Raw genomic sequence first — 25,491 nt, 5'->3', positions numbered from 1 at the left:
GCCCGCCCCAAATTGGTCTGAACCTTTTTGGGGAGGAACCTGTTGGAAGTGAACTGGCTCGCACTACGGTCAGTACCCGCATCCACGACAGGTCTGGACTTTCCAGGAGGTCTCGCACCATGACGCAGTCGCCAGGCCAGGGCAACGCTCTGGACAACCTGCTCACGGAGAGCAGGACGTTCCCGCCTTCCGACGAGTTCGCGGCACAGGCGAACGCACAGCCCGCGCTGTACGAGGAGGCGAAGGCCGACCGCGAGGCGTTCTGGGCGAAGCAGGCGGAACGGCTGCACTGGGAAACCAAGTGGGACCAGGTGCTCGACTGGTCCGGCGCGCCGTTCGCCAAGTGGTTCGTCGGCGGCAAGCTCAACGTGGCCTACAACTGCGTGGACCGCCACGTCGAGTCGGGCCACGGCGAGCAGGTCGCCATCCACTGGGAGGGCGAGCCCGGCGACAGCCGCGCCATCACCTACGCCGAGCTGCAGCGCGAGGTCTCCAAGGCCGCGAACGCGTTGACGTCGCTGGGGATCGGCGCGGAGGACCGCGTCGCGATCTACATGCCGATGGTCCCCGAGGCGATCTTCGCGATGCTGGCCTGCGCCCGCGTCGGCGCGTTGCACAACGTCGTGTTCGGCGGCTTCTCCGCCGAGGCGCTGCGCACGCGCATCCAGGACTCCGAGGCCCGGCTCGTGATCACGACCGACGGCCAGTACCGCCGCGGCAACCCGGCGCCGCTCAAGCCCGCCGTCGACGAGGCCGTCGCCGGCGCGCCGTCGGTGGAGAAGGTCATCGTCGTCAAGCGCACCGACACAGAGGTCGCGTGGACCGACAAGGACGTGTGGTGGCACGAGCTGGTGGACTCGCAGTCCGACCAGCACACCCCCGAGGCGTTCGACTCGGAGCACCCGCTCTTCATCCTCTACACCTCGGGCACCACGGGGAAGCCGAAGGGCATCCTGCACACGTCCGGCGGCTACCTCACGCAGGCGTCGTACACGCACAACTACGTGTTCGACCTCAAGCCGGACACCGACGTGTACTGGTGCACCGCGGACATCGGCTGGGTCACCGGCCACAGCTACATCGTCTACGGCCCGCTGTCGAACCGCGTGACGCAGGTCGTCTACGAAGGCACGCCGAACACCCCGAACGAGGGCCGGCACTGGGACATCGTCGAGAAGTACGGCGTCTCGATCTACTACACGGCGCCCACGCTGATCCGCACCTTCATGAAGTGGGGCGCGGACATCCCGGCCAAGCACGACCTGTCGTCGCTGCGCGTGCTGGGTTCGGTCGGCGAGCCGATCAACCCCGAGGCGTGGATCTGGTACCGCGAGAACATCGGCGGCGGCAAGGCCCCGATCGTCGACACGTGGTGGCAGACCGAGACCGGCGCGATCATGATCTCCCCGCTGCCCGGCGTCGTCTCGACCAAGCCCGGTTCGGCGCAGCGGCCGCTGCCCGGCATCGGCGCGAAGGTCGTCAACGACGAGGGCGTCGAGGTCCCGCACGGCGGCGGTGGCTACCTGGTGCTCGACGAGCCGTGGCCGTCGATGCTGCGCGGCATCTGGGGCGACGAGGAGCGCTACCGCGACACGTACTGGTCGCGCTTCAAGGACCAGGGCTTCTACTTCGCCGGTGACGGTGCGAAGTACGACAACGACGGCGACATCTGGCTGCTCGGCCGCGTCGACGACGTGATGAACGTGTCCGGTCACCGCATCTCGACCACCGAGGTCGAGTCGGCGCTCGTGTCGCACCCGACCGTGGCCGAGGCCGCCGTCGTCGGCGCGTCCGACGAGACGACCGGCCAGGGCATCGTGGCGTTCGTGATCCTGCGCGGTGGCGCGGGTGCCGACGCCGGTGGCGCGGAGGCGATCAAGGCGCTGCGCGACCACGTGGCCAAGGAGATCGGCCCGATCGCGAAGCCGCGGCAGATCATGGTCGTGCCGGAGCTGCCGAAGACGCGCTCGGGCAAGATCATGCGCCGCCTGCTGCGCGACGTCGCCGAGAACCGCACGGTCGGCGACGTGACGACGCTGGCCGACTCGTCGGTCATGGACCTGATCTCGGCGGGTCTGCAGTCGGGCAAGTCCGAGGACTGATCTGGCTTCGAACGTGACGGGCGTCCTCACCTGAGGGCGCCCGTTCGCGTTAAGATTCCATCCAGGTGAGCCGGGAAGTCTGGTCGGCACGAGTATTCGTGTACCCGACGACCGCCCCGGAGCCGCTTTGCCTCGCAAGATCGCCGACTTCGCCCGTTATCTGCGCACGGAAACCGTGGGCGGCACAGTGCTGCTCGGCGCCACGGCCGTCGCGTTGCTGTGGGCCAACTCCCCGCTCTCCCCCGCCTACTTCGGGCTGCGGGACCTGCACCTCGGACCGTTGAGCGTCGGCGACTGGGCCAAGGACGGCCTCCTCGCGGTCTTCTTCTTCGTCGCCGGCCTCGAGCTCAAGCGCGAACTCGTCGTCGGTGAGCTGTCGAACTTCAAGGCCGCGGTGCTGCCGATCGTCGCTGCGATCGGCGGGATGATCGTTCCCGCGCTGATCGCGCTCGGGATCGGCTGGGGCCAGCCCGGCATCGAGAAGGCTTGGGCGATCCCCGTCGCGACGGACATCGCGTTCGCGCTGGGGGTGCTGGCGCTGACGGCGTCCGGACTGCCGTCGAGCCTGCGGGTGTTCCTGCTGTCGCTGGCCGTCGTGGACGACCTGGGGGCGATCGTCGTGATCGCGGTCCTGTTCACGGCGAAGTTCAACCTGCTCGCGGCGGGTGCGGTTGTGTTGTTGCTGGCGTTGTACTGGTTCCTGCAGCACAAGCGCGTCACCAGTCCGTGGATCTACGTGCCGATCGCGCTCGCCACCTGGTGGTTCATGCACGAATCGGGTGTCCACGCCACGATCGCGGGCGTCGCGCTGGCGTTGCTGACGCGGGTGAAGCGCGACCCGTACGAGGCCGACGCCCCGGCGGTGCGGCTGGAACACCGGTTGCAGCCGTGGTCGGCCGGGGTGGCGGTGCCGATGTTCGCGCTGTTCGCGGCGGGTGTGCCGGTGGGCGCGGAGGCGTTCGGGAAGCTCTTCTCGGACAAGATCGCGATCGGCGTGATGGTGGGTCTGGTCGTCGGCAAGGTGATCGGGATCGTGGGCGCCTCGGCACTCGCCGTGTGGATGAAGGCCGCCGTGTGGCCCTCCGGGGCGGGACCGCGCGACATCGTGGCGGTGGCGACGCTGGGCGGGGTCGGGTTCACCGTCAGCCTGCTGATCGCCGACCTGTCACTCGAAACCCCGGAGACCGCGAAGGCCGCTGTGTTGTTCGCCTCGATGATCGCGTCGCTGCTCGCCGCGGTGTTGCTCATTCGTCGCGGCCGGGCGCATGGCACGATGTCCGGGTGACCACCAGGGAGCACATCGCGTCGATTCCGCTGACCGCAGACGACCCCACCGCCGAGGCCTCGATCGGCGGCCTCGTCCGCGACGCGACCGCGCACGTGTCGACCCTCGTCAGAGCAGAGGTCGAGCTCGCCAAGGGCGAGATCACCAAGGAGATCAAGAAGGGCGTCAAGGGCAGCGTCTTCTTCATCGTCGCGCTGACCGTGCTGTGCTTCAGCCTGTTCTTCCTGTTCATGGCCCTCGGGTTCGGCTTCGCCGAGTGGTTCGGCTGGGGCTACTGGGCGGGCTTCGGGCTCGTCTTCGCCGTGATGCTGCTGACCGCCGTCGCGTTCGCCTTCCTCGGCTACCGCAAGGTCAAGAAGATCAGGGCGCCCGAGAAGTCGATCGCGGCCGCGAAGGACACGGTCGCGGCCCTCACCCACCGCGACTCCCAGCGCAGGGGCGACGACAACTGAGCCGCAAACCCGACCCGTCGGTGGTGCGGGTCGCGGGTCCCTGGACTCACCGCGACGTCTCGGCCAACGGCATCCGCCTGCACGTCGCCGAGCTCGGCGAGGGCCCTCTCGTGCTGCTCCTGCACGGGTTCCCCGAGTTCTGGTGGTCGTGGCGGCACCAGCTGACCGCGCTGGCCGAGGCCGGCTACCGCGCGGTGGCGGTCGACCTGCGCGGCTACGGCGACTCGGACAAACCCCCGCGCGGCTACGACGGCTTCACCCTCGCGGGTGACATCGCCGGACTGGTCAAGGCGCTCGGCGCCCAGCGCGCGCACCTGGTGGGTCATGCGTGGGGCGGCTCCATCGCGTGGACGGTCGGCGCCCTGCACCCTCGCGTGGTCTCGTCGATCTCGGTGCTGTCCGCACCGCACCCCCTGATGACGCGCCGGGCGTTCCGAAGGCACCCGCGGACGAACTCGCACGTGCTGCGCTTCCAGCTGCCGATCCACCCCGAACGCTGGCTGACCGGCGAGAACGGCCTGCAGGTCGCCAAGCTGCTGTCCGCGTGGTCGGGCCCGAAGTGGCGGTCGGCGCCGGAGTTCGACGAGGTCATCCGCCGCTGCCGGCAGGCGATGACCGTGCCGGGCGTCGCCCACAGCTCGCTCGAGTACTACCGCTGGGCGGTGCGCTCGCAGATCCGCAGCGACGGCCGCCGGTTCGCCGAGGCCGTCGACAAGCCGATGCAGGTGCCGGTGCTGCAGATCCACGGCTCGCTGGACCCGATCGTGCTGGAGTCGGCGGCGCGCGACTCGCTGCCGTGGCTCGGGCCCGAGTCGGAGTTCCGCTACCTGCCCGAGGTGGGGCACTTCCCGAACCAGGAGGCGTCCCACACCACGAGCAGGCTGATCACCGAGTTCCTGCAGAAGACGAGCTGAAGGCGGTCTCCAGCGCCGCCGCCGGGTCGTCCGGCAGGTCGGCCGAGCGCCACGCGACGTACCCGTCGGGCCGCACCAGCGACGCGCCCTTGGCGGACAGCCCGAAGACGTCGAGCCGCTCGATCCGTTCGTACCGGACACCCGCCTGCTGCGCCGCCTCCTCCCACTGCGGGTGGTCGGCAACGAGCACCCAGCCGCGTTGGAACAGGTCCAAGGTGGACTTGCCGGGCTCGATCCACACGTGCGGCGCCCGCGTGCCCGGCTGGCCGTTCCACTGCTCGGGGAGCTGCGCCGGCGGCAGTTCGGGGCCTGCTCCCAGCACCGCGTCCGAGCGGTAGAGCACGCCGTAGTGCATCGCGTTGTTGTCGATCAGCGGCACGTCCTCCGGCTCGCCGTCGCGGTTGTGGCCGTCGTTGCGCGCGAAGATCTGCTGGTGGCAGAGGGTCGCGACCGGACGCCGCTCCGCGTCGTAGGTGTCCAGCAAGGACGGTCGTGACTCGCCGTTCAGCACGGCGGCGAGCTTCCAGGCGAGGTTGTGCGCGTCCTCGATGCCGACGTTCGCCCCGAACCCGCCGCGGCTCGGCGGCAACGTGTGCGCGGCGTCGCCCGCGAGGAAGACCCGGCCCTGCGAGAACCGGTCGGCCACCGCGGCGCTGATCGTCCAGCGGCCCGTCGTGACGATCTCGACGGGGAGGTCGTCGCGGCCGATGGCCTGGAGGATCTTCTGCCGCAGTTCGGGCTCGTCGTACTCGCGGTCGTCGAGCATGAGGACCCAGCGGCCGTCGCCGTAGGTCGTCAGGAACCCGACACCGTCCACGATGAACTGACCGATGCCGTCCTTGAGGTACTCGTCCAGCGGCGCGCGGAACAGCACGCTGCGGGAGGTGTGCATGTACCCGCGGCCGCTGCGGGTGATGCCGAGGTGTTCGCGGACCGGGCTGCGGTGACCGTCGGCCGCGACCAGGTAGCCGGCGCGGATCTCGTACGGCTCGCCGTCGCCCTGGACGATCGCCGTGACGCCGTCGTCGTCCTGCGCGAACTCCAGCATCCGGGTGCTCATGCGGATGTCCGCGCCGAGCTCACGGGCCTTGTCCCGCAGCAGCGGCTCCATCCGGTCCTGGGCCACCCCGACGCCCGTGGACGGCGAGTACTCGATCTCGGACACCTCACCCGGCGGCGACCAGAAGGTCTCCTCGAACCGCTCCCCGACCAGGCTCGCGCAGCGCACCCGCCGGATGCCGAAGCCCTTCGCCATCCGGCTCGCCGGCAACCCGGCCTCGAGCCCCACCGCCCGCAGCATCTCGCCGGTCCGCGCCGTGAAGCCGATCGCCCGCGGGTGCGGTGAGCTGCCCGGATGCTTCTCCACCAACGTCACGTCCACCCCGCGCCACGCGAGGAACAACGCCGCCGACGTCCCCGCCAGCCCTCCTCCGACCACCAGCACCGAAGTCTTCATCCCAACCTCCCAATACACCGTATCGTTCAATACACTGTATCGCAGTTGGACGCTGTACTGTCCAGACCGATGTCGAACGAAACCGTGTGGGACCGCCCAGAGCCGCCCAGCAAGCCGTCACCGACCCCGCTGAACAGGGACCTGATCGTCGGGGCCGCGATCAGGCTCGCCGACGGGGGCGGGCTCGACGAGGTGTCGTTCCGCAAGGTCGCCGCCGCACTGGGGGCCGGTCCGATGCGCCTCTACGGCTACGTCGAGACCAAGGACGAGCTGCTCGACCTGATGGTCGACGAGGTCTACGGCGAGATCACGCTGCCCGAGCCCGGCGCCGACTGGCGGGAGGCCCTGACGCGGATCGCCCACGGCATGCGCGCGGCGGCCAAGCGGCACCCGTGGTTCGTCGACCTGCTCGGCGGCAGGCCGCACCGGGGCCCGAACTCGCTGACGCACATCGAGGCGACCTTGGCCACGCTCGACGGCAGGCAGGAGTTCCCGACCATCGACGACGTGCTCGGCGCGGTCAGCACGGTGATGGCGTTCGTCCACGGCGCGGTGCGCAACGAGGTCGCCGAGGCTCGCGAGGAGCAGGCCAGCGGCCTGACCGAGGAGCAGTGGCAGGCCGCGTCCGGGCCGTACATGCGGCGGATGCTCGCCACCGGGCGGTTCCCGAGGCTCGCGAGGGTCATGTTCGACGCCGAGCACACGAACGCCGCGGCGTGGTTCGACACCGGCCTGACCTACGTCCTCAACGGGATCGCTACGAGGCACAACCCTGCGTGGACGCCCGGCGGGTCAGCGTCGGCGCCTTCTGCACCATCGACTGCACCTGCTGGGCCGTGAGCACGAAGCCCGTCTCCGGGTCGTCGACCGCGGCGCCGAAGACCACGCCCATCACCCGGCCGTTCGGGTCGACCAGCGGGCCGCCGGAGTTGCCGGAGCGGACCTCGGCGCGGACGGTGTAGACGTCGCGCGTGACCGTCTGGGCGTCGTAGATGTCCGGGCCGCGCAGGAGCGGGATCCGCTCGCGCACACGGGCCGGCGAGGACTTGTACGGACCGTCGAGCGGGTAGCCCAGGACGATGCCGTCCTCACCTGGCTGCACCTCGTCGCTGCGGAACTGCAGCGGCGTGGCCTCCAGGTCCGGCACCGCGAGCACGGCGATGTCCGTGCGCGGGTCGTAGGAGACGACCGTCGCGTCGAACTGGCCGCGGCCGACCTCGACCGTCACCTCGTTCGTGCCGGCGACGACGTGCGCGTTGGTCATGACCCGCTCGGGCGCGATGACGAACCCGGTGCCCTCCAGCGCACGCGAGCACGACGGCGCGCGGCCGCGGACCTTGAGCACGCTCGCCTGGAGCCGTTTCGCGACCGGGGAGTCCGCGAGCTGGGTGTTCGGCGGCTCGACGTCCTTGAGCGGGGTGCGGTTGAACGGGTCCATCGCCTGCGGGAAGCCCGAGACGTCGAAGAGCTTCTGCAGGTCGCCGGACAGCACGCGGGCGGCCTGCGGCATGGTCTGGTCGACCTTGCCGAGGATCACCGACTGCTTGAGCGACGAGGTGAGGTCGGGCAGGCCGACGACCGAGGTCAGCGGCAGCGCGATCATCCACGCCACGATGAAGACGACGAAGCCCTGCACGATCGCGCCGAGTGCGTTGTCCGCGCCCCGCAACGGCGACGCGTTGACCCTCGCCTTGATCGTGCGGCCGATGTAGACGCCGATGGTCTCGCCGAGCGCCACGAGCAGCACGACGATGCCGACCGCGAACACGACCTTGGTGACGACGTTCTCGAACTGGGACACCAGCAGCGGTGCGATCTGCGTGCCCAGGACCAGGCCGACGAGCACACCGACGAAAGCGGGCAGCGCGACGACCATGCCTTGCCTGGCCCCGGAGACCGCGGCGATCGCGGCAAGGCCCAGCACGAGCAGGTCAACCCAGTTCAACCCGAAAACCTCCGCCTCACTGTGTAGCGCGCAACGCTAGTTCAAGGTCACGCACATCGGTCGCATCCCACGGCTGTTCCCAGCCGCCGAGTGCGATCAGGCCGTTGATCAACCCCGCGGTGAAGCCCCACACCAGCATGCCCGGCGCGGAGAAGGCCGCTCCGACGTAGCCCGCGGGGTGACGCACGCGGAACCTGTTCGCCGGATCCGCGAGGTGCGCCACGGGCACCCGCGCGACGGCGGCGGTCTCCGCCGGGTCGACAGGTGCGACGGGGCTCGGCTGTTCCCAGTAGGCGAGCACGGGCGTGACCACGAACCCCGACACCGGCACGTAGAGCTCCGGCAGCGTCGCAAGTGGTCTCACTCCTGCCTCAAGTACACCGGTCTCCTCGTAAGCCTCGCGTAATGCGGTCCCCACCGGCCCGTCGTCCGTTTCGTCCTGTGCGCCGCCGGGAAACGCGACCTGCCCCGGATGCGAGCCGAGCGTGTCCGAACGGCGCAGCAACAGGACGTCCGGCCCGTGCTCCTCGGACTCGCCGAAGAGCATGAGCACGGCGGCCTTGCGGTAGGCCCTCGTCGGAGTGCGCGGGTCCCGCATGAACGTTCGCCCGTCGATCTCCTCGGTGGCCTTCGCCAGGCGCAGCATCCAGTCGGGTGGCTCTGCCGCCTCCGTCATCGAACCGCCTTCTCCACCTGTTCCGGAGTGGTGAAGTACGGCGGATCGGTGATCTGCCGGACCTGACCGTCCGCTGATACGTAATACGTGGCGGGGAGCGTCATCGGCGCCTTCACCCGCTTGCGGAGTTCGTCGGCCCCGTCGTGGACGGACGGCAGCCGCACCCCGAGCCGGGCGAGCAGCTCCAGGCCGTCCGCCTCCCTGCTCTCCACAAGAACTGGGACGACCGGCACGGCGCCTGGTTGCTTCGCGTAGGAATCCAGCACGGGCAGCTCCTCCTGGCACGGCTGGCACCAGGTCGCCCAGAAGTTGATCAGGAGCGGTCCCTTCAGCGCGAGGGCCGTCCGGGTGCCGTCACCGAGGCACGTCACACCAACGCCGTCTTGCGCTCCCTGCACGCACGGCCGGAGCTGGGCCTGCGCGCGCAACGCGGCCACGTCCTGCGTCGGGCGGGACGGCGTGGGCGGTGGCGCCGGTGCTTCGTCACGGGGCCACAGCGCCACGACACCCGCCACGCCGAGGACGAGCACCACGACGAGCCAGCGCGTGCGGTTGTTCACGCTCCTAGCTTCTCACCGGCCCGCACTCGCTCGGCGAGCTCGATCAGGTGGGGCTTCTCCTCGCCCTTGACGAGCTTGGCCGCCTTGACCGGGTCCTCGGGGCCCAGGCCGTACGACGGGCAGTCGTTCATCAGCAGGCAGGCACCGCACGCAGGGGTTTTGGCGTGGCAGACGCGCCGGCCGTGGAAGATGATCCAGTGCGAGGCCATGGTCCAGTCGCGCTTCTCGATCAGCTCGCCGATGGCGTGCTCGACCTTGACCGCGTCCTCCAGCTCGGTCCACCCCCAGCGGCGGACGAGCCGGCCGAAGTGGGTGTCGACTGTGATGCCGGGCACATCGAACGCGTTGCCGAGAACCACGTTGGCCGTCTTGCGTCCTACACCGGGGAGCTTGACCAGCTCTTCGAGAGTGCCGGGGACGACACCGTCGTACTGCTCCACAAGGGCAGCGCCGAGTCCCAGCAGGGAGGTCGCCTTGTTCCGGTAGAAGCCGGTCGGGCGGATCATCTCCTCGAGCTCGGTCCTGTCGGCACCGGCGTAGTCGGCGGCCGTCGGGTACTTGGCGAAGAGGGCGGGGGTGACCTCGTTGACCTTCTTGTCGGTGCACTGCGCGGACAGCACCACCGCCACGACGAGCTCGAGCGGCGTGGTGAAGTCCAGCTCGCAGTGCGCGTCGGGGTATCCCTCGGCCAGCACGCGGACCATCCGGCGGGCCCTTCGGGTCAGGCCGAGCTTGGTTTCCGGTTTCTTGGTTGCGGGCACTGATCCAGAGTAGTCAACACGCCGGAACCGACCCCTAGATCCGCACTCGAATCCCTCATGCGCCACACTTCGGAGCATCATGACTGCCTGGCTTGTGATCGTCGTTCCGATCGTGATCATGTTCTTCGCGCTCTTCATGGAGCGCGTCGAAGCGAAGCTCCGGCACGTTGCCGTGCAGGAGAACGAGGTCGAGGAGTTCCTGGAGTCCGCCAGGCCTGAAGAGGTCAAGGCGCTCTACGGACACGGCATCGGTCGCGCACTCGACATGTTCCGCCTCCGTCGTCGTGGCCGCGGTGGTGCGCGCAAGCGCGTCCGGTGATGGCCCCGCGCTGACAGACACCCGAATGGCGTAGACTGGTTCGTTGGGCTCTGGATCGAGTCAGTCTTGTTCTGCCTAGTAAGACGGCGAGCCGAGCGGCGATCCACAAGAGAGCCCTTAGACTGCAACGCAGTGATCGGCGGCACGGCGCTGACTCCACCAAAGATGGTGGTAGGCGTGCCGTCGCGTCGATTAGGAGGGACGAGGTGGACGAGACCCTGGCGCGAGCGGGCATCTTCCAGGGGGTGGACCCGGCGGCCGCAGAGGCGCTGGCGACGACCCTGGAGACGGTGGAGTTCCCGCGTGGCCACGTGATCTTCGCGGAGGGTGAGCCGGGCGATCGCCTGTACATCATCCAGTCCGGCAAGGTGAAGATCGGCCGCAAGTCGCCGGACGGCCGCGAGAACCTGTTGGGGATCTTCGGGCCCTCCGACATGTTCGGCGAACTGTCCATTTTCGATCCCGGCCCCCGTACGTCGACCGCGACGACGGTGACCGAGGTGCGCGCGGTGTCCATGGACCGCCCCGCGCTCCGGCAGTGGATCACCAACCGGCCCGAGATCGCCGAGCAGCTGCTGAGGGCCCTGGCCCGCAGGCTGCGCCGGACGAACTCGATGCTGGCCGACCTGATCTTCACGGACGTGCCCGGCCGCGTCGCCAAGGCGTTGCTGCAGCTCGCACAGCGCTTCGGCTCGCAGGAGGCCGGCCTGCTCCGCGTCACGCACGACCTGACGCAGGAGGAGATCGCCCAGTTCGTCGGCGCGTCCCGCGAGACCGTGAACAAGGCTCTCGCCGACTTCGCGCACCGCGGCTGGCTGCGGCTGGAAGGCAAGAGCGTGCTGATCCTGGACCCGGAGCGCCTCGCGCGCCGCGCCCGCTAAGCACTTCGAACACAAAGGACCGGGCGCCACCCCCGACGTGGCGCACCGGTCCTTTGTGCTGCACGGCCCATCCCCCGACGAACCGTGCTTCCCATCCCTCCGGCGCGCAGGCCCCGACCCTCAGGCCAGAGGTTGGTCTCGATCGACGAGTCAACTTTCGCACGTCGGCACCCCGACCGCTCAAGCCCTTTCACCCTCAAGGACCTCGGGTGTTGCCGATTCGTTGCATGTTTCACCCGGTCATCGCATTCTCGTGACCCGATCGCAACCATCGTGACTCCGCGCACCCGATCTGGTACCTCCGTACCAACTTTGGCATACTGGTACACATGTCCCACTCCGCTCGTCTGTCCGACTACCGTGCTGCCCTGACGACCCCCGGCATGCGCGGCCCCGTGGTCGCGTCTCTGCTCGCCCGCCTGCCCATCGCGATGGTCGGGCTCTCGTTGCTGCTCTACGTGGAGCGCGAGACGGGATCGTTCGCGGTGGCCGGCATGGTCTCGGCGGCGGCACTGGTGGGCGTGGCACTCGGCTCGGTGGTCCAGGGCCGACTCATGGACCGCTTCGGCCCCACCCGGCCCCTGCTCTTCGTGACCGGGCTGTTCGCCCTCTTCGTCACCGCCTCCGTGATCGCCGTCGAGGCGGGCGCCCCGGTGTTCGCCCTCGTCCCGCTGGCCCTCGGCGTCGGCGCGACCGAGCCGATGGTGGGCTCGGCCTCGCGTGCGCTGTGGGAGCGGATGGTGCCGGCCGGCCCGACGCGGATGGCGGGCTACGCCTACGAGGCGATCAGCATGGAGGTCTTCTTCATCCTCGGACCGGGCCTCGCCGGCCTGCTGCTGGCCGCGCCGTGGGCGGGCACCGGTGTCGTCGTCGGCGCCGTGCTGATGGTCGTCGGCGCGCTCTGGTTCGCGTTCAACCCCGTCGTGCGCGCCTGGGGCCCGGTCGAACAGGCCCCGCGCCCGCTGCTCGGCGCGTTCGCCTACCCCGGCATGCGCACGGTGGCGCTGGCCGCACTGGGCTTCGGTGTGACGATCGGCTTCGTCGAGGTGGCCGTGCCGGCGTTCGCGAAGGCCGCGGGCCACGCCTCGATGGGCGGCCTGATGCTCTCGCTGTGGTCGATCAGCTCGGTGATCTTCGGCGTCCTCTACGGCATGCGCCCGTGGCCGCGCCCGATGCACCTGCGCCTGCCGGTGCTGCTGGGCGGCTTCGCACTGCTGTCGTTCCTGCTGGCCGTCCCGGCCACGCTGGTCGGCCTGGGCGTCGCGCTGTTCCTGGTAGGCACGCTGATCACACCGCAGTCGACCGCGCACTCCGCGGCGATCGAGCAGGTCACGCCGAACGGCATGGCCGCGGAGGCGTTCGGCTGGGTGATCACCTCGGTGACCGTCGGCCTCGCCATCGGCCAGGGCCTGTCCGGCCAGCTGATCGAGCACTTCGGCACGCGGCCGGCGTTCGTCGCGGCCGGTGTGGCCGGGCTGTTGATCGCGCTGGCCGTGTGGCTGCTGCACGGGACGGTGGAGCGCGGGGTGCCTGCCGAGGTGCCGGCGCGTTCGGAGATGGAACTCGCTTCGCGTTGATGGACTGCGGAAGGCCGGCCCTGCTTGAGGGCCGGCCTTTTGCGTTGTCCGGGGTCAGGCCACCGAGCGCATCGGCACGACGAGGTAGGTGAGTTCGGCGCCGCGATGCGCTTGCTGAGGTGCCCGCGCGTTCCGGAACGGAACTCGCCGCCGCGCTGACAACAAAAGTCCGACCCTGATTGGGCCGGCCTTTTGCGTTGTCCGGGTTCCGGGATGCCGGCGCGATCGGAAAGGGAACTCGCCTTGCGCTGACGACAGAAGCCCGGCCCTGCTCGAGGGCCGGCCCTCTGGGTTGTCCCGGCTCAGGCCACCGAGCGCATCGGCACCACGAGGTAGGTGAGCTCGACGCCGTCCTCACCCGGTGTGGAGGTCAGCACCGTGGAGCGCAGGCCGTCCTGGATCTTCAGCTCGATGCGGCGGCCCGCGAACGCCTTCAGCGCGTCCGCGAGGTAGCGGGCCTGGAACGTCTTGGTCAGGCGGTCGCCGTCGACCGTGGCCTTCACGAACTCCTCCGACTCGCCCTGCTGCGGGTCGCTGCCCTTGACCCGGATCTCCGAGTCCTCGACCTGGATGGTCACGGCCTGGTGCGGGCCGCCGTAGGGCGTGGCTCTGCGGACGGCGCGGGCCAGCGCGTCCGCGTCCACGAGCACCGTGCTGTCGATGACTGCCTCCAGGAGTCGGCGCGCCCTGTCGTCCGGGAACGGAGCGGCGAGGAGTGCGGTGGAGATCGAGTTGTTGCCCCAGGCGAGACCGATGCGGTCCTCGTTCGCGTGCAGGGCGACTTGGCCGTGGGCCTGCCGGGCTGCCTCGACGAGGGCCTTCGCAGGTACCAACAGGTCTAGTTGACCTAGTTGTTCCCACGGAAACGTGGCGTGCGCCATGCGGTAGCGATCCGTCGCCATGACGTGCAGCCTGTGCTCGTCCGACTGGATGCGGATGCCGGTGAAGATCGGCAGCGCGTCGTCCTTGCTCGCCGCGCCCGCCACCGCCGCGATGGCGCTGAGCCTCGCCGCGTCGATGCGGCCCTGCAGCGGCGGCAACGCCGGGATGCCGGGGTGGTGGGCGAGGTCGAGGAGCGGCAGCGCGAACCTCGACGTGGGCGTGCGGACGGCGAGGCGCTGCCCTTCGACCTTGAGGCGCACCTGCGGGTCGTCGAGGGCCTGGAGGGTCGCCGCCAGCGGCTTCGCCGGCACGAGCACCTCGCCCTCGGTGTGGACCGTCGCGCCGATGCTCAGGCGCACGCCGTGCTCCTGGTCGCTGCCCGCGATCTCGACGTCGGTGCCCGCCCGGAGCCGCAGCCCGGCCAGCACCGGGTCGAGCACCCTGGTCGGCAGCAGCCGCGCCACCTCGGCGGCGGCACCGGCGAGCTCGGCTGTCGTGGCGGTGAGGTCCATGGTTCCCGACGCTAGCGGGCACCCCTGACAATTCCGGGACGCTCCGGACCGGCTGAACGGAACTCCTACGTGGACGAGTGCCTGATCTGCGCCAAACACCGCGGCGAGGGGCCCTTGACCGGACCCTTCGTCTTCGCCGACGACCTGGTCGTCGTGTCACACCGGCCGGGCGAGGTGCTGGGGTACCTGTTCGTGGAAACTCGCCGGCACGTCGCCGCCCTGGACGCGCTCACCGAGCCCGAAGCCGAGGCAGCGGCCAGGGCGGCTCGGCTGGCGGCGGTGGGGTTGCGTGCGGAACTGGACCCCGAGTTCGTGTTCTCGGCGATCGCGGGACGGTCCGTCCCGCACTTCCACCAGCACGTGTTCGTCCGGCATCGGGGAACGCCGGACGAACTGGCGTGGACGGAGGTGGAGTGGGCCGGAGCGCCGAGAGGCGACGCCGCCGACCTGTGCGCGAAGCTCCGCACCTACTTCCCGTGAGGCCTCAGGCACCGGCCTTGCTGCGCGCCAGATCGATGATCCGCTGCAGGTGCAGCCCGCGCCGCACGTCGCACTCGTGCGTGGTGGTGCCGCTGTGCACCATCGCCACGAAGTCGTCGAGCAGGTTCGTGAAGCACTCCGGAGCGGGCGTGTCCCGGTTGGTCAGCGTGCGGTGGCCGTGTTCGCCGAATACGGTGAAGTCGGCGAACGCCGGTTGCACCGGCAGCGAGAGGCACAGCGAGACGGTGCTGGTGGCACCGCTCGCGTGCTGCAGGATCAGCTGCCACAGGCCCGTGTCGGTGACGTTCGCCGCCAGCACGTCGGTGATCTCGCCCAGGGCCGCGTCCAGGAGGTCGAACGCGTGCGGGCCCACGTCGTCCAGGGCGCCCTTGTCGTGGCGCCACGGGGAGTTCGAGAACGGGCCGTCGAGCAGGGCGCCGGAGATCCAGCGGCTGTCGGCTCCGGTCCAGCCACCGGTGCGGTGCAGCTGGGCCAGCATCTCCTTGGTCTCCGGGGCGTAGCGGCGGGTCAGGACGACCAGGGACGCCACGCCGGCCTCCTGCACGGCGGAGGCCAGCTCGGCGGCGATCTCGGCGGTCTCCGCGATCGGCTTCTCCAGCACCACGTGCTTGCCGGCTCGGGCGGCCTCGATCGCCATCGGGCCCTGCACGCCCGGCGGCACGCAGAACGCGACGGCGTCCACAGTGGACAGCATGGCCGCGTAGTCCTCGAACGGTTCCGCGCCGAAGGAGCCGGCGAGCTCCCGGGCCGCCTCCGGGCGGCGGGCCCACACGCCGGTGAGCGTGGTTCCGGGGTGGTTCGCGATACCGGGGGCGTGGATCATCTCGGCCCACGGTCCGGCGCCGACAAGTCCTACGCGCAGCTGTTCGTCCACTCGCCCATCCTGCCTCAGGAGTAACTGGCCTTGGGGACGAAGATCTCTCCCCCGTTGTCGAACTTCAGGCGCAGGCCGTCGCTGGAGGACTCCCGCTGCGGTTCGTGGCTCCAGCCGGTCGGCACCGTCACCACGTGGCCGCGGTCCGGCGAGGGGCCGAGCCAGATCTCGTAGTGCGAGCCGCCGACGACCCGTTCGACCTTCTTCACGTACACGCCGGGTGACTCGGCTGTCGGTTCGACGCTGCTGACGGTCGTGCTGTCGGGCACGAACATCACCACGCCCGCGACGGCGGTCAGACCTGTGCCCATCACCGCCCCCAGCACGAACAGCAGGACCTTCACCAGACAACCGGAGACGTTCGTCGCCATCACACCATCCTCGGGTAAGCGCGGTCGTACGCTCGGAGGATGCCCGACGACATGACCTTGCCGGGGAACCTGGTACCCGCGAAGCCCGTTTCCCAACCGGCGCAGGCGCGGGACGCCGTCACCGTGGTCCTGCTCCGCGACGGCGCCGAGGGCCTCGAGGCCTTCCTCCTGCGCCGCGTGAAGGGCATGGCGTTCGCGGGCGGCATGACCGTTTTCCCCGGTGGCGGCGTCGACCGGCGGGACGCCGACACGTCCGTCGCGTGGACGGGCCCGCAGCCGCGGTGGTGGGCCGAGGTCTTCAACGTCGACGAGGGAACGGCCCGCGCGTTCGTGTGCGCCGCCGTGCGCGAGATGTTCGAGGAGTCCGGCGTCCTGCTCGCGGGTCCCGACGCCACGTCGGTCGTGGCCGACACGGCGCAGTACGCGAAGGCCCGCCAGCAGCTCGTCGACCGCGAGATCTCCCTCGCCCAGTTCCTCGCCTCCGAGGGCCTGGTGCTGCGCGCGGACCTCCTGCGGCCGTGGGCGAACTGGGTGACCCCGCTCGAGGAGCCCCGCCGCTACGACACCCGCTTCTTCGTCGCCGCGCTGCCGTCGGGCCAGAAGGCGGACGGCGAGACGACCGAGGCGTCCGACGCGGCCTGGCAGACCCCGGCCGAGGCGGTCCTCGACGCCCAGGAGGGCCGTCGCATGCTCATGCCGCCCACCTGGCGCACCCTCGACGAGGTGGGCGCTCTCGGCAGCGTCGAGAAGGTCATGGCCGAGCAGCGCAGCGTCGAGAAGATCATCCCCAAGCTGATCCGCGACGGCGACGTCATCCGGGTGGTGTTCCAGTGAGCGGCTCCCCGCTGATCGGCGCCCGCGCCGCGCACCCCCTCTACGGTGAGCTCCGCCAGATCACCCCGCACGCCGCCGTGCTGCTGGCCGCCAACCCGTCCCCGATGACGCTCGACGGCACCAACACGTGGCTGCTCAAGGCCCCGGACGCGACGTCGTACGTCGTCGTCGACCCCGGTCCGCTCGACGAGGACCACCTCAAGCGCATCGCGGAGGTCGGCCCGATCGCCGAGGTGCTGCTGACGCACGGCCACCCCGACCACTCCGACGGCGCCCGTGCGTTCGGCGAGCTGGTCAACGCTCCGGTGCGCGCGCTCGACCCGACGTTCACCCACGGCGCCGAAGGCCTCGCCGACGGAGACGTGATCACCAGCGCCGGACTGGAGCTGCGCGTCCTGGGCACGCCCGGCCACACCAGCGACTCGCTGTGCTTCGTGATCGAGGGCGAGGCCGTGCTGACCGGCGACACGGTCCTGGGTCGCGGCACGACGATCGTGGCGCACCCGGACGGCAGGCTGGGCGACTACTTCGAGTCGCTCAAGCTGCTGGCGGAGCTGCCGGAGAACACCGCGGTGCTGCCCGGCCACGGTCCTGAGCTGCACGACGCGGGTGAGGCCGCTCGCGCGTACCTGGCCCACCGAACGCAGCGGCTGGAGCAGGTCCGCGGGGCGGTCGAGGCGCTGGGCGGCTCACCGACCCCGCGCCAGGTCGTCGAGATCGTCTACGCGGACGTGGACAGGGTGCTGTGGCCCGCCGCCGAGTGGTCGGTGCGGGCCCAGCTGGAGTACCTGCGGACCGGTTACTGAGGCTGGTGGCCGTTGTTCGAGGTCCCGAAGGCCGACTGACGCGACGACGACCGGTCGATCTGCCAGCGGCCGCTGTCGGTCGCCGGCGCCCCGGTCTGCTCCCGCTGCGCCAGCTCCTCGTGCAGCTGCTGCAGCAGGGCCCGTTCGCGCTCGCTGAGGTTGGCGTCCACCGAGGACGGCTCCGCGGGCTCGGCCAACGCCGCCTGCAAAGCCGCCAGCTCGTCGGCCTTCAGCTCGGTGGTCACCTCGGCCCTGTTGATCGGGACGGGTTCGGGCAGCACCTCGACCTCGGGCTCCGCCGCGGCCATCGGGATGCGCTTCACGGGCTTGGGCGGGAACGGCTGCGAGCCCTCCAGCGCCGGTGTGGAACGCGTGCGTCGTGAGCCGGTCTCTTCCTGTTGCTCCGGCGCCGGTGTCGGCTCGGCCACCGGCGCCGGAGCGGGAAGCTCCTCTGCTGGCTGGTCGAACCAGGCCTGCTGCTGCTGGGAGACGTGCTCGATCAGCGGAGCCGGGGCTCCCGAGATCGGCACCGTGCGCGACGACGTCACCGCGGCGGCGTGGTACTCGCTGATCTGCACACCGGTCGTCAGGACCTCGACGGCGGCGCGGACGCCCGCCTTGCGCAGCACCGAGTCGACCCGGTAGGCCGTCGCGGGCGCGAAGCCCTGCGGACCGATGTCGACCAGCACCACGCGCTGGGGCAGCGGCCCCGGCGTGGAGCCCGTCGGCGAGGACCGCCAGACGCACCGCACCGAGCGGATGTCCGGCAGCACCGACACGGCGCGGCTCAGGTCCGCGGCGATGTCCGAGGCCGGGTCGGTCTCGGAGGTGAAGCGGTGCCGGACGAACGGCAGCATCTCGACCACCGGCAGGCGGTCGGTCAGCGACGCGTCCGAGCGGACCTCGTGGAGGATCCACGTGATGGCCGCCCGCTCGTCGGGCAGCACCGGGATGGTGCCCGCGAGGAGCGTGCCCACGAGCAGTTCGATCGAGCGGTCCAGTTCTCCGACCGCGAGGAACTCGCGGGCCTGCGACAGAGCGGCGTCGTCCACGCGCCCGGCCATCGACAACAGGAGATCGTGGAGACGGACCGGCAGGCCGACACCGTCGTTCGTCACGTCAACTCTCCTTAGCTCAGCACGAGGTGCTGATCGGACTCGGCGCCGGCGCACACCAGCTCCGATGCCGCCAGAGCCGCCCGGTGGTAGGGCGGCAGGTCCATGCCGGACGACATGACCTCGACGCACGGGTCGTGCTCGCCCAACGCCCGAAGAACGCGCTGCAACTCACCGGTCAGCCGGGCGTGGCCGGTGCTGGCCGCCACCAGTAAGACGCGGTTGATCCCTTCGGGACCGATGCGCCAGCAGGAGCGAACCTCACCGACCCCGATCCGGCCACGCAGCGTGGCACCGAGAACGACGGTCGCGGAATCCCCCATCGGCACCCGATCGGGTGATTCTGGGGAAAAGGTGTAGTCGGTGGCAGGCAGTTCGTCCAGTCCTTTGACCGAACTGAGCGAACCGGGATCCGCCCCGTAGGGCACCAGCGCGTCCTGCAAAAGGCGCAGCTCGTGATCCGTCAGAGGGATGCGTCCGTGCAGCAGGGTGCGCGGCAACGACCGCGCGAGCACCGCGTACGCGTCCGAAGCCGCCCAGTCCCGGTACCGCCACAGCAGGTCGTCCGGGATGCGCCCGGCCAGCCTCAGCAGCAGTTCGTGGCACGTGTCCGACATGTCACACCTCGACGATCAGTTCGATCTCCACCGGAGCGCCGATCGGCAGCTCGGCCACGCCCACGGCGGACCGGGCGTGCTTGCCCTCGTCGCCGAAGATCTCACCGAGCAGCTCCGAGGCGCCGTTGATGACGCCGGGCTGGCCCGTGAAGCCCTCAGCGGAGGCCACGAACCCGACAACTTTCACGACTCGCTTGATCGAGTCAATCCCCACGAGCGCGTGCACGGCCGCGAGAGCGTTGAGGATGCACGTCGCGGCGTACTGCTTGGCCTCCTCCGGGGAGACCTCGGCGCCGACCTTGCCGGTGGCGGGGAGCTTGCCGTCCACGAACGGCAGCTGGCCGGACGTGAACACCCACGGACCGCTCTGCGTGGCGGGCACGTACGCGGCGAGCGGCGCGGCGACGCCGGGAAGCTCGATGCCGAGCTCCTTCAGGCGATTCGTCCAGGTGCTCACGCCTTCACCCTCTTCAGGTACGCGACGTGCTGCTCGCCGGTCGGGTTGGTCAGCACGGTGACCAGTTCCCAGCCGTCCTCGCCCCACTGGTCGAGGATCTGCTTCGTTGCGTGGATCAACAACGGCACGGTCGCGTACTCCCACTTCGTCATGCGCGGAGCCTAACTTGCCACCCGATCGATGCCTGCGTGGTTCTCGCACGGACGGCTACCTTGATCACATGGAGACCTGGCGGATCATCGCCACCGCCCTGTTCGCGGTGGGTGGGCTGGTGATGGTGCTGGTCGCCATGGCGCAGGTGCGCGACCGCAAGCACAGCCAGCGGGTGCAGGTCGTGCAGGCCGGGTTGATCGGACTCGTCGTGGTGGTCGTTCTCACGGCGAGCATCGCGCTGTGGCTGCCGTCGGTCGTGGCCTGGGCCTTGGTCGCCGCCACCGCCATGGCCGTTCTCTTCCTCACCATGGTGGATTGACCGGCCAGCCCACGTTCGACCGATTTCACACATAGTCTGGACGTGTGACGTCGTGGACCGAGGAGCTGACCCGAGCCCGTCTGCACGTGGTCTCCGGCAAAGGCGGCACGGGCAAGACGACGGTCGCGGCCGCCCTGGCGCTCGCGCTCGCCACCGGTGGCCGCCGCGTGCTGCTGGTGGAGGTCGAGGGCCGGCAGGGCATCGCCCAGCTCTTCGACCGGGCCCCGCTGCCCTACTCCGAGGAACGGATCGCGTCCGCGCCGGGCGGCGGTGAGGTGCACGCACTGGCGGTCGACGCCGAAGCCGCGCTCCTCGAGTACCTGGCGATGTTCTACAACCTCGGCTTCGCGGGCCGCACGCTGCGCAAGATGGGCGCGATCGAGTTCGCGACCACGCTCGCGCCCGGCCTGCGCGACGTCCTGCTGACCGGCAAGGTCAAGGAGTGCGTGAACCGCACCGGGCCGGACGGCCGCCACCTCTACGACGCGGTCGTGCTGGACGCGCCGCCCACCGGGCGCGTGGTCAAGTTCCTCGACGTCACCAAGGCCATGGCCGACCTCGCCAAGGTCGGGCCGATCAAGGGGCAGAGCGAGGGCGTCGTGCGGCTGCTGCACTCCGGTGACACGGCGGTGCACCTGGTCGCGCTGCTGGAGGAGATGCCGGTGCGCGAGACCCTGGACGCGGTCACCGAACTGGACGGCGCCGATCTACGTCCGGGCGCGGTGCTGGTCAACCGGGTCCAGCCCACGCGGCTGCCCGCCCGGTCGCTGCCGGTCGCCGCGGAGGGCAGGCTCGACGAGTCGCGGGTGCGCGCGGGGCTCGCGACCGCCGGGCTCGACCTCGACGAGTTCACGCTCGAGGGCCTGGTGGACGAGACGGTGGAGCACGCCATCCGGGTGCAGTCGCAGCAGGAGGCCAAGGAGCTGCTCGGCGAGTCGGACCTGCCGACGCTGGAGCTGCCCGACCTGACGGACGGGGTGGACGTGGCCGCGTTGTACGAGCTGGCCGAGGTGCTGGTGGCGGCGGGGGTTCGATGAACAAGCTCGAGTTCGACCCCCTGCTCGACGACCTGAACACCCGCGTGCTGGTGTGCTGCGGGTCCGGCGGTGTCGGCAAGACGACGACGGCGGCGGCGCTGGCGTTGCGCGCGGCCGAACGCGGCAGGCGCGTCGTGGTGCTGACGATCGACCCGGCGCGCAGGCTGGCGCAGTCGCTCGGCCTGCGGGAGCTGGACAACCACCCGCGCGAGGTCGTCGTGGACGGCTTCGAGCCCAAGGGCGAGCTGTTCGCGATGATGCTCGACATGCGTCGCACGTTCGACGACATGGTGCTGACCCACGCGGGCCGCGACAGGGCCGACCAGATCCTGTCGAACCCCTTCTACCAGACCATTTCCTCGTCGTTCTCCGGCACGCAGGAGTACATGGCGATGGAGAAGCTGGGCCAGCTGGTGGCGCAGGACGAGTGGGACCTGATCATCGTCGACACCCCGCCGTCGCGGTCGGCGCTCGACTTCCTGGACGCGCCGCAGCGGCTCTCGACGGTGCTCGACGGCCGGTTCATCAGGATGCTGTCGGCACCCGCGCGTGCTTCCGGCCGAGGGTTGCTCAAGATCGTTGGAACCGGTTTCAGCCTTTTCACGCGCGCCGTGTCGACGATCGTCGGTGGCCAGCTGTTGCAGGACGCTTCAACTTTTGTTCAGGCTTTCGACAGCATGTTCGGAGGATTCCGCGAGCGCGCGCAGCGCACGTACGAACTTCTCCGCTCACCCGGAACCGGTTTCGTGGTGGTGGCGGCCGCGGAACCCGACGCGTTGCGCGAAGCGAGCTATTTCGTGGAGCGGCTCAGCGCCGAGAACATGCCGTTGTGCGGGCTCGTCGCGAACAGGACGCATCCCGTGCTCGCGGCGGAACTGCCCGCGGCGAAGGCGCTGGCCGCAGCGGACGACCTCGACCGCTCCGGTGACGCGCCGCTCGCCGCGGCAGTGCTCCGGCTGCACGCGGACCGGGTGGCAGTGGCCGATCGTGAGAAGCGGCTGCTGGCCCGGTTCACGCGTGCTCACCCCGGCGTCGCGATGGTCGGCGTGCCCGCATTGCCTGCTGACGTGCACGACCTCGACGGCCTTCGAGAGATGGGCCGCCGGCTCGCCGGGGAGTGATCAGCCGACTCGGGTGTCCTCGACGTGGTCCTGACGTGCGTTGTCGAGAAGCTCGAACCACGACTCGACGTCCGGACGGCGGCGCAGCAGAGCACGGCGTTCGCGCTCGGTCATGCCTCCCCAGACCCCGAACTCGATCTTGTTGTCGAGCGCTTCGGCCAGGCATTCCATGCGCACCGGGCATCCCAGGCACACCAGCTTCGCCTTGCGCTGCTCCGCACCTCGGACGAAGAGCTGATCCGGCTCTTCGTCACGGCACGAAGCGTTGATACGCCAATCCCCCTGGTTCATATCCCCCACTCCTCAGTGCTGTCCAAATGTGGAAATCCGCCACACCCCTGCCACGGATGCCGTAGCGTTCGAGCTACGGCTGCATTCCTTGGACGTTGACGGACTGTAGTGCCGTTCGGTTCCCTGTCCAAGCCTGGGTCACCCGACTGTTACCTGTCTTGCGTATGTCTACTCATGCTGAGTAACGGCACTTACTGATCACCTTCACCCGTTCGTGTACGGCGTACGCTGGCCCGCGTGCGAGTCAGGAATGGCGTGCTCAAGATGCTCGGCCTGTGCCTGCTGGCTGGGGTTCTCCTCGCCGGCATGCTGTTCCCAGTCGTGGGCGCGACAGGTCTCGTCTCGAACAGGGCCAGCGACACCGTGGACAGCATCTCCGCCGACCTCGTGACGACGGATCCTCCGTTGATCACGACGGTCACCGACAAGGACGGGGCGCCCATCGCGTACCTGTTCGACCAGTACAGAGTGCTGACACCGCCCGAGAAGATCTCGCCGACCATGAAGGCGGCGCTGATCTCCGTCGAGGACCGGCGCTTCTACGAGCACCAGGGCGTCGACTGGAAGGGCACGATCCGCGCCGGTCTGACGAACCAGGTCAGCGGCTCGGTGTCGCAGGGCGCCTCGACGCTGACCCAGCAGTACGTGAAGAACTACCTGGTCCACGTCGTGGCGCGGAACAACAAGGTGGAGCAGGCCAAGGCGCAGGAGCAGACCATCGCGCGCAAGATGCGCGAGGCCCGGATCTCGCTGCAGCTCGAGCGCAAGCTCGGCAAGGAGGAGATCCTCGCCCGGTACCTCAACGTCGTTCCATTCGGTTCGACCATTTACGGCATCGCGGCGGCCGCGCAGGCTTACTTCAACACGACTCCGGACAAGTTGACGGTTCCCCAGGCCGCGGTGCTCGCGGGAATGGTGAACAGTCCGTCAGCACTCGACCCCGAAGCGTATCCGGACAAAGCCTTGGACCGGCGCAACAAAGTGATCGACAGGATGGTCGAGAACGACAAGCTGTCGCGCGACGCGGGTGAGGCGGCGAAGAAGGAAGGCCTCGGTCTCGCGACCCCGGTCCGCACTCCGCCGAACGGCTGTGTCGGCGCCGGCCCGGAGAACGGCTTCTTCTGCTCGTACGTCGTGAACTACCTGCAGCGCGCGGGCTTCAGCGACGAGCAGCTGCGCACCGGCGGCTACACCATCCAGACCACTTTGGACCGCGCGGCCACCTCGCAGGCGAAGGCTGCGGCCGAGGCGGGGGTCGCCAAGACCACCGACGGCATCGCGAACACGATGGCGATCGTCAAGCCCGGCAAGGAGCGCCACGAGGTGCTGGCGCTGGTCGCGAACCGCGACTACGGCCTGAAGTCCGACCTGCGCCAGACGACGTACGACCTGCCGAGCGGTGTCGAGAACAAGTTCGGCGCCGGCTCCATCTACAAGGTCTTCACGGCGGCGGCGGCGCTGGAGAAGGGCCTCGGCATCGAGAACGTCATCCCGACTCCGACCTCGCACACCTCGCGGGTCTTCAAGGGTGGCGCCCAGCGCTGCCCGAGCACCGGTGAGCCCGGCACCCGCTGGTACTGCCTGTCGAACTTCGACTCGAGCTACCCGTCGTCGATGACGCTGCAGCAGGCCCTCGCCACGTCGCCGAACACCGGCTTCGTGATTCTCGAGGAGCAGACCGGCATGGACGCGGTCGTCGACATGGCCTCGCGACTGGGCATGCGCGAGACGATGGCGACGAACCTGCAGGGCACGCGGCCGGACCCGAAGGCCAAGGACAAGCAGAACCGCATCTCGCAGACGGAGTTCTACAAGCAGAACGGCGGCAACGCGTCGTTCACGCTCTCCCCGGCGCCGGTGTCCACCCTGGAGCTCGCGAACGTCGCCGCGACCATCGTGAGCGGCGGCAAGTGGTGCCCGCCCACGCCGATCGCGAAGGTGCTGGACCGCAACGGCAAGGCCGTCCAGGTGAACGAGGCGCAGTGCGAGCAGGTCGTCTCCGAGGGCCTTGCGAACGGCCTCGCGGTCGGCATGAGCAAGGACGACGTCGGCAACGGCACCGCGGCCCAGGCGGCCCGCAACGCCAAGTGGACCCGCCCGATGATCGCGAAGACGGGCACCACCGAGGAGTACAAGTCGGCGGCGTTCATCGGCGCGACCCCGGACTTCGCGGGCGCCGTGCAGACGTTCAACGACGGCACCTCGCCCCGCCCGATCTGCCTCGGCGCGCAACCCCGGTTGTGCGGCAGCGGCAACATCTTCGGCGGCACGATCCCGGCCAAGACGTGGTTCGAGACCATGACGAAGGTGCACGGCACCGCCGCCGTGTCGCCGTTGCCCCAGGTGGAGCCGCGGTACCTCAAGGGCGGCCGCGAGATCCAGGTGCCCGACGTGGTGGGCAAGCAGATCAACGACGCCACCCGGACCCTCGAGCAGGCCGGCTACAAGGTGAGCCAGCAGTCGGTGAACTCCGAGAGGTCGAAGGGCACGGTCGTCAGCCAGTCGCCGCGCGGCAACGCGTTGCGCGGCACGGTGATCAACCTGTCGGTCAGCTCGGGCTACGTGCCGCCGCCGGTCGCCACCGAACCTCCCGCGCAGCCGCCGCCCAATCCCGGCAACCCGAACGAGCCACCACCGATCACGCTGCCGACCGAACCGGAACCCCGGTAGTCG

General features: G+C 69.8%; 28 protein-coding genes. 15 read left to right on the top strand and 13 right to left on the bottom strand.

Annotated elements, in window-relative coordinates; genetic code table 11:
* Positions 1-119 precede the first annotated feature (119 nt).
* The 4 genes from acs to IE307_RS28545 all read left to right on the top strand — a co-directional run bounded on the left by acs (position 120) and on the right by IE307_RS28545 (position 4,753).
* On the top strand, positions 120-2,102 hold the full coding sequence (acs, locus tag IE307_RS28555; protein WP_191302449.1) for an acetate--CoA ligase: 1,983 nt from the start codon (positions 120-122) through the stop codon (positions 2,100-2,102).
* 127 nt (positions 2,103-2,229) lie between these two features.
* A complete protein-coding gene (gene nhaA / locus IE307_RS28550; RefSeq protein WP_191302448.1) occupies positions 2,230-3,387 on the top strand; it encodes a Na+/H+ antiporter NhaA in 1,158 nt (385 codons plus the stop codon).
* Positions 3,384-3,839: a phage holin family protein gene (locus tag IE307_RS46980; protein ID WP_229905137.1), complete on the top strand. Its 456-nt coding sequence runs from the start codon at positions 3,384-3,386 to the stop codon at positions 3,837-3,839. Before nhaA ends, IE307_RS46980 begins: the two co-directional genes overlap by 4 nt.
* Entirely contained in the window at positions 3,836-4,753 is a 918-nt protein-coding gene (locus IE307_RS28545) for an alpha/beta fold hydrolase (RefSeq protein WP_229905167.1), read from the top strand. Before IE307_RS46980 ends, IE307_RS28545 begins: the two co-directional genes overlap by 4 nt.
* On the opposite strand, the gene IE307_RS28540 is transcribed toward IE307_RS28545, so the two are convergent.
* Positions 4,725-6,209: an FAD-dependent oxidoreductase gene (locus IE307_RS28540; protein WP_191302446.1), complete on the bottom strand. Its 1,485-nt coding sequence runs from the start codon at positions 6,207-6,209 to the stop codon at positions 4,725-4,727. The two genes, IE307_RS28545 and IE307_RS28540, sit on opposite strands and share 29 nt — an antisense overlap.
* Positions 6,210-6,278: 69 nt before the next feature.
* Between IE307_RS28540 and IE307_RS28535 the strand changes: the two genes are divergently transcribed.
* Positions 6,279-7,049, top strand: a complete 771-nt coding sequence (locus IE307_RS28535) for a TetR/AcrR family transcriptional regulator C-terminal domain-containing protein (protein WP_191302445.1) — start codon at positions 6,279-6,281, stop codon at positions 7,047-7,049.
* Here IE307_RS28535 and IE307_RS28530 read toward each other — a convergent pair.
* From IE307_RS28530 to nth, 4 genes are read right to left on the bottom strand one after another with little or no spacing between them, the layout of a single operon-like run.
* Positions 6,967-8,154 carry a MarP family serine protease gene (locus IE307_RS28530; protein WP_191302444.1) on the bottom strand — a complete coding sequence of 396 codons (1,188 nt, stop codon included), beginning with the start codon at positions 8,152-8,154 and terminating at the stop codon, positions 6,967-6,969. The two genes, IE307_RS28535 and IE307_RS28530, sit on opposite strands and share 83 nt — an antisense overlap.
* Before the next feature lie 16 nt (positions 8,155-8,170).
* A complete protein-coding gene (locus IE307_RS28525; protein ID WP_191302443.1) occupies positions 8,171-8,830 on the bottom strand; it encodes an NUDIX hydrolase in 660 nt (219 codons plus the stop codon).
* Complete coding sequence (locus IE307_RS28520; protein WP_191302442.1) at positions 8,827-9,390, bottom strand: TlpA family protein disulfide reductase; 564 nt, start codon at positions 9,388-9,390, stop codon at positions 8,827-8,829. Before IE307_RS28520 ends, IE307_RS28525 begins: the two co-directional genes overlap by 4 nt.
* On the bottom strand, positions 9,387-10,094 hold the full coding sequence (gene nth / locus IE307_RS28515; RefSeq protein ID WP_229905165.1) for an endonuclease III: 708 nt from the start codon (positions 10,092-10,094) through the stop codon (positions 9,387-9,389). The genes IE307_RS28520 and nth overlap by 4 nt, the downstream gene beginning before the upstream one ends.
* 136 nt (positions 10,095-10,230) lie before the next feature.
* Between nth and IE307_RS28510 the strand changes: the two genes are divergently transcribed.
* From IE307_RS28510 to IE307_RS28500, 3 genes are all read left to right on the top strand, one after another.
* On the top strand, positions 10,231-10,470 hold the full coding sequence (locus IE307_RS28510) for a hypothetical protein (RefSeq protein WP_030477588.1): 240 nt from the start codon (positions 10,231-10,233) through the stop codon (positions 10,468-10,470).
* 206 nt (positions 10,471-10,676) lie between these two features.
* On the top strand, positions 10,677-11,351 hold the full coding sequence (locus tag IE307_RS28505; RefSeq protein WP_030477589.1) for a Crp/Fnr family transcriptional regulator: 675 nt from the start codon (positions 10,677-10,679) through the stop codon (positions 11,349-11,351).
* Between the two features lie 329 nt (positions 11,352-11,680).
* Positions 11,681-12,928, top strand: coding sequence for an MFS transporter (locus IE307_RS28500; protein WP_191302440.1), 1,248 nt, complete (start codon positions 11,681-11,683; stop codon positions 12,926-12,928).
* A gap of 302 nt (positions 12,929-13,230) precedes the next feature.
* Here IE307_RS28500 and dnaN read toward each other — a convergent pair whose 3' ends face one another.
* On the bottom strand, positions 13,231-14,322 hold the full coding sequence (gene dnaN, locus IE307_RS28495) for a DNA polymerase III subunit beta (RefSeq protein WP_191302439.1): 1,092 nt from the start codon (positions 14,320-14,322) through the stop codon (positions 13,231-13,233).
* A gap of 114 nt (positions 14,323-14,436) precedes the next feature.
* Here dnaN and IE307_RS28490 point away from each other — a divergent pair, with 114 nt between their 5' ends.
* A complete protein-coding gene (locus IE307_RS28490) occupies positions 14,437-14,802 on the top strand; it encodes an HIT domain-containing protein (protein ID WP_191302438.1) in 366 nt (121 codons plus the stop codon).
* Positions 14,803-14,806: 4 nt separating this feature from the next.
* Here IE307_RS28490 and IE307_RS28485 read toward each other — a convergent pair whose 3' ends face one another.
* Positions 14,807-15,697, bottom strand: coding sequence for a Gfo/Idh/MocA family protein (locus IE307_RS28485; RefSeq protein WP_191302437.1), 891 nt, complete (start codon positions 15,695-15,697; stop codon positions 14,807-14,809).
* Between the two features lie 14 nt (positions 15,698-15,711).
* Positions 15,712-16,068, bottom strand: coding sequence for a hypothetical protein (locus tag IE307_RS28480; protein WP_191302436.1), 357 nt, complete (start codon positions 16,066-16,068; stop codon positions 15,712-15,714).
* Between the two features lie 39 nt (positions 16,069-16,107).
* Between IE307_RS28480 and IE307_RS28475 the strand changes: the two genes are divergently transcribed.
* Together IE307_RS28475 and IE307_RS28470 are read left to right on the top strand one after the other, a co-directional pair.
* Positions 16,108-16,902 (top strand): NUDIX hydrolase, encoded by a 795-nt coding sequence (locus tag IE307_RS28475; RefSeq protein ID WP_191302435.1) that lies wholly within the window; start codon positions 16,108-16,110, stop codon positions 16,900-16,902.
* On the top strand, positions 16,899-17,708 hold the full coding sequence (locus IE307_RS28470) for an MBL fold metallo-hydrolase (RefSeq protein WP_229905136.1): 810 nt from the start codon (positions 16,899-16,901) through the stop codon (positions 17,706-17,708). Before IE307_RS28475 ends, IE307_RS28470 begins: the two co-directional genes overlap by 4 nt.
* Here IE307_RS28470 and IE307_RS28465 read toward each other — a convergent pair.
* From IE307_RS28465 to sp36, 4 genes are read right to left on the bottom strand one after another with little or no spacing between them, the layout of a single operon-like run.
* The gene (locus IE307_RS28465; RefSeq protein ID WP_191302434.1) at positions 17,702-18,826 is read right to left on the bottom strand and encodes a hypothetical protein; all 1,125 of its coding nucleotides are present in this window, start codon (positions 18,824-18,826) and stop codon (positions 17,702-17,704) included. The two genes, IE307_RS28470 and IE307_RS28465, sit on opposite strands and share 7 nt — an antisense overlap.
* An 11-nt stretch (positions 18,827-18,837) precedes the next feature.
* The gene (locus IE307_RS28460; RefSeq protein WP_191302433.1) at positions 18,838-19,440 is read right to left on the bottom strand and encodes a hypothetical protein; all 603 of its coding nucleotides are present in this window, start codon (positions 19,438-19,440) and stop codon (positions 18,838-18,840) included.
* A gap of 1 nt (position 19,441) precedes the next feature.
* The gene (locus IE307_RS28455) at positions 19,442-19,897 is read right to left on the bottom strand and encodes a RidA family protein (RefSeq protein ID WP_191302432.1); all 456 of its coding nucleotides are present in this window, start codon (positions 19,895-19,897) and stop codon (positions 19,442-19,444) included.
* Positions 19,894-20,049, bottom strand: coding sequence for a Sp36 family protein (gene sp36, locus IE307_RS28450; RefSeq protein ID WP_086668176.1), 156 nt, complete (start codon positions 20,047-20,049; stop codon positions 19,894-19,896). The genes IE307_RS28455 and sp36 overlap by 4 nt, the downstream gene beginning before the upstream one ends.
* 68 nt (positions 20,050-20,117) lie before the next feature.
* On the opposite strand from sp36, the gene IE307_RS28445 reads away from it, so the two are divergent.
* The 3 genes from IE307_RS28445 to bagB are packed head-to-tail and all read left to right on the top strand — an operon-like array spanning position 20,118 to position 22,527.
* Entirely contained in the window at positions 20,118-20,369 is a 252-nt protein-coding gene (locus IE307_RS28445; RefSeq protein WP_191302431.1) for a hypothetical protein, read from the top strand.
* A 44-nt stretch (positions 20,370-20,413) separates the two neighbouring features.
* Positions 20,414-21,406, top strand: coding sequence for an ATPase BagA (bagA, locus tag IE307_RS28440; RefSeq protein ID WP_191302430.1), 993 nt, complete (start codon positions 20,414-20,416; stop codon positions 21,404-21,406).
* A complete protein-coding gene (gene bagB / locus IE307_RS28435) occupies positions 21,403-22,527 on the top strand; it encodes an ATPase BagB (RefSeq protein WP_191302429.1) in 1,125 nt (374 codons plus the stop codon). Before bagA ends, bagB begins: the two co-directional genes overlap by 4 nt.
* Here the strand turns inward: bagB and IE307_RS28430 are convergent, their stop codons facing one another.
* Positions 22,528-22,818: a WhiB family transcriptional regulator gene (locus tag IE307_RS28430; protein WP_191302428.1), complete on the bottom strand. Its 291-nt coding sequence runs from the start codon at positions 22,816-22,818 to the stop codon at positions 22,528-22,530.
* A gap of 237 nt (positions 22,819-23,055) precedes the next feature.
* Between IE307_RS28430 and IE307_RS28425 the strand changes: the two genes are divergently transcribed.
* A complete protein-coding gene (locus IE307_RS28425; RefSeq protein ID WP_191302427.1) occupies positions 23,056-25,488 on the top strand; it encodes a penicillin-binding protein in 2,433 nt (810 codons plus the stop codon).
* Positions 25,489-25,491 lie beyond the last annotated feature (3 nt).

It is taken from the genome of Lentzea cavernae, assembly GCF_014653695.1.
Lineage (GTDB): Bacteria > Actinomycetota > Actinomycetes > Mycobacteriales > Pseudonocardiaceae > Lentzea > Lentzea cavernae.
This window is presented reverse-complemented; position numbering and strand designations above follow the sequence as displayed.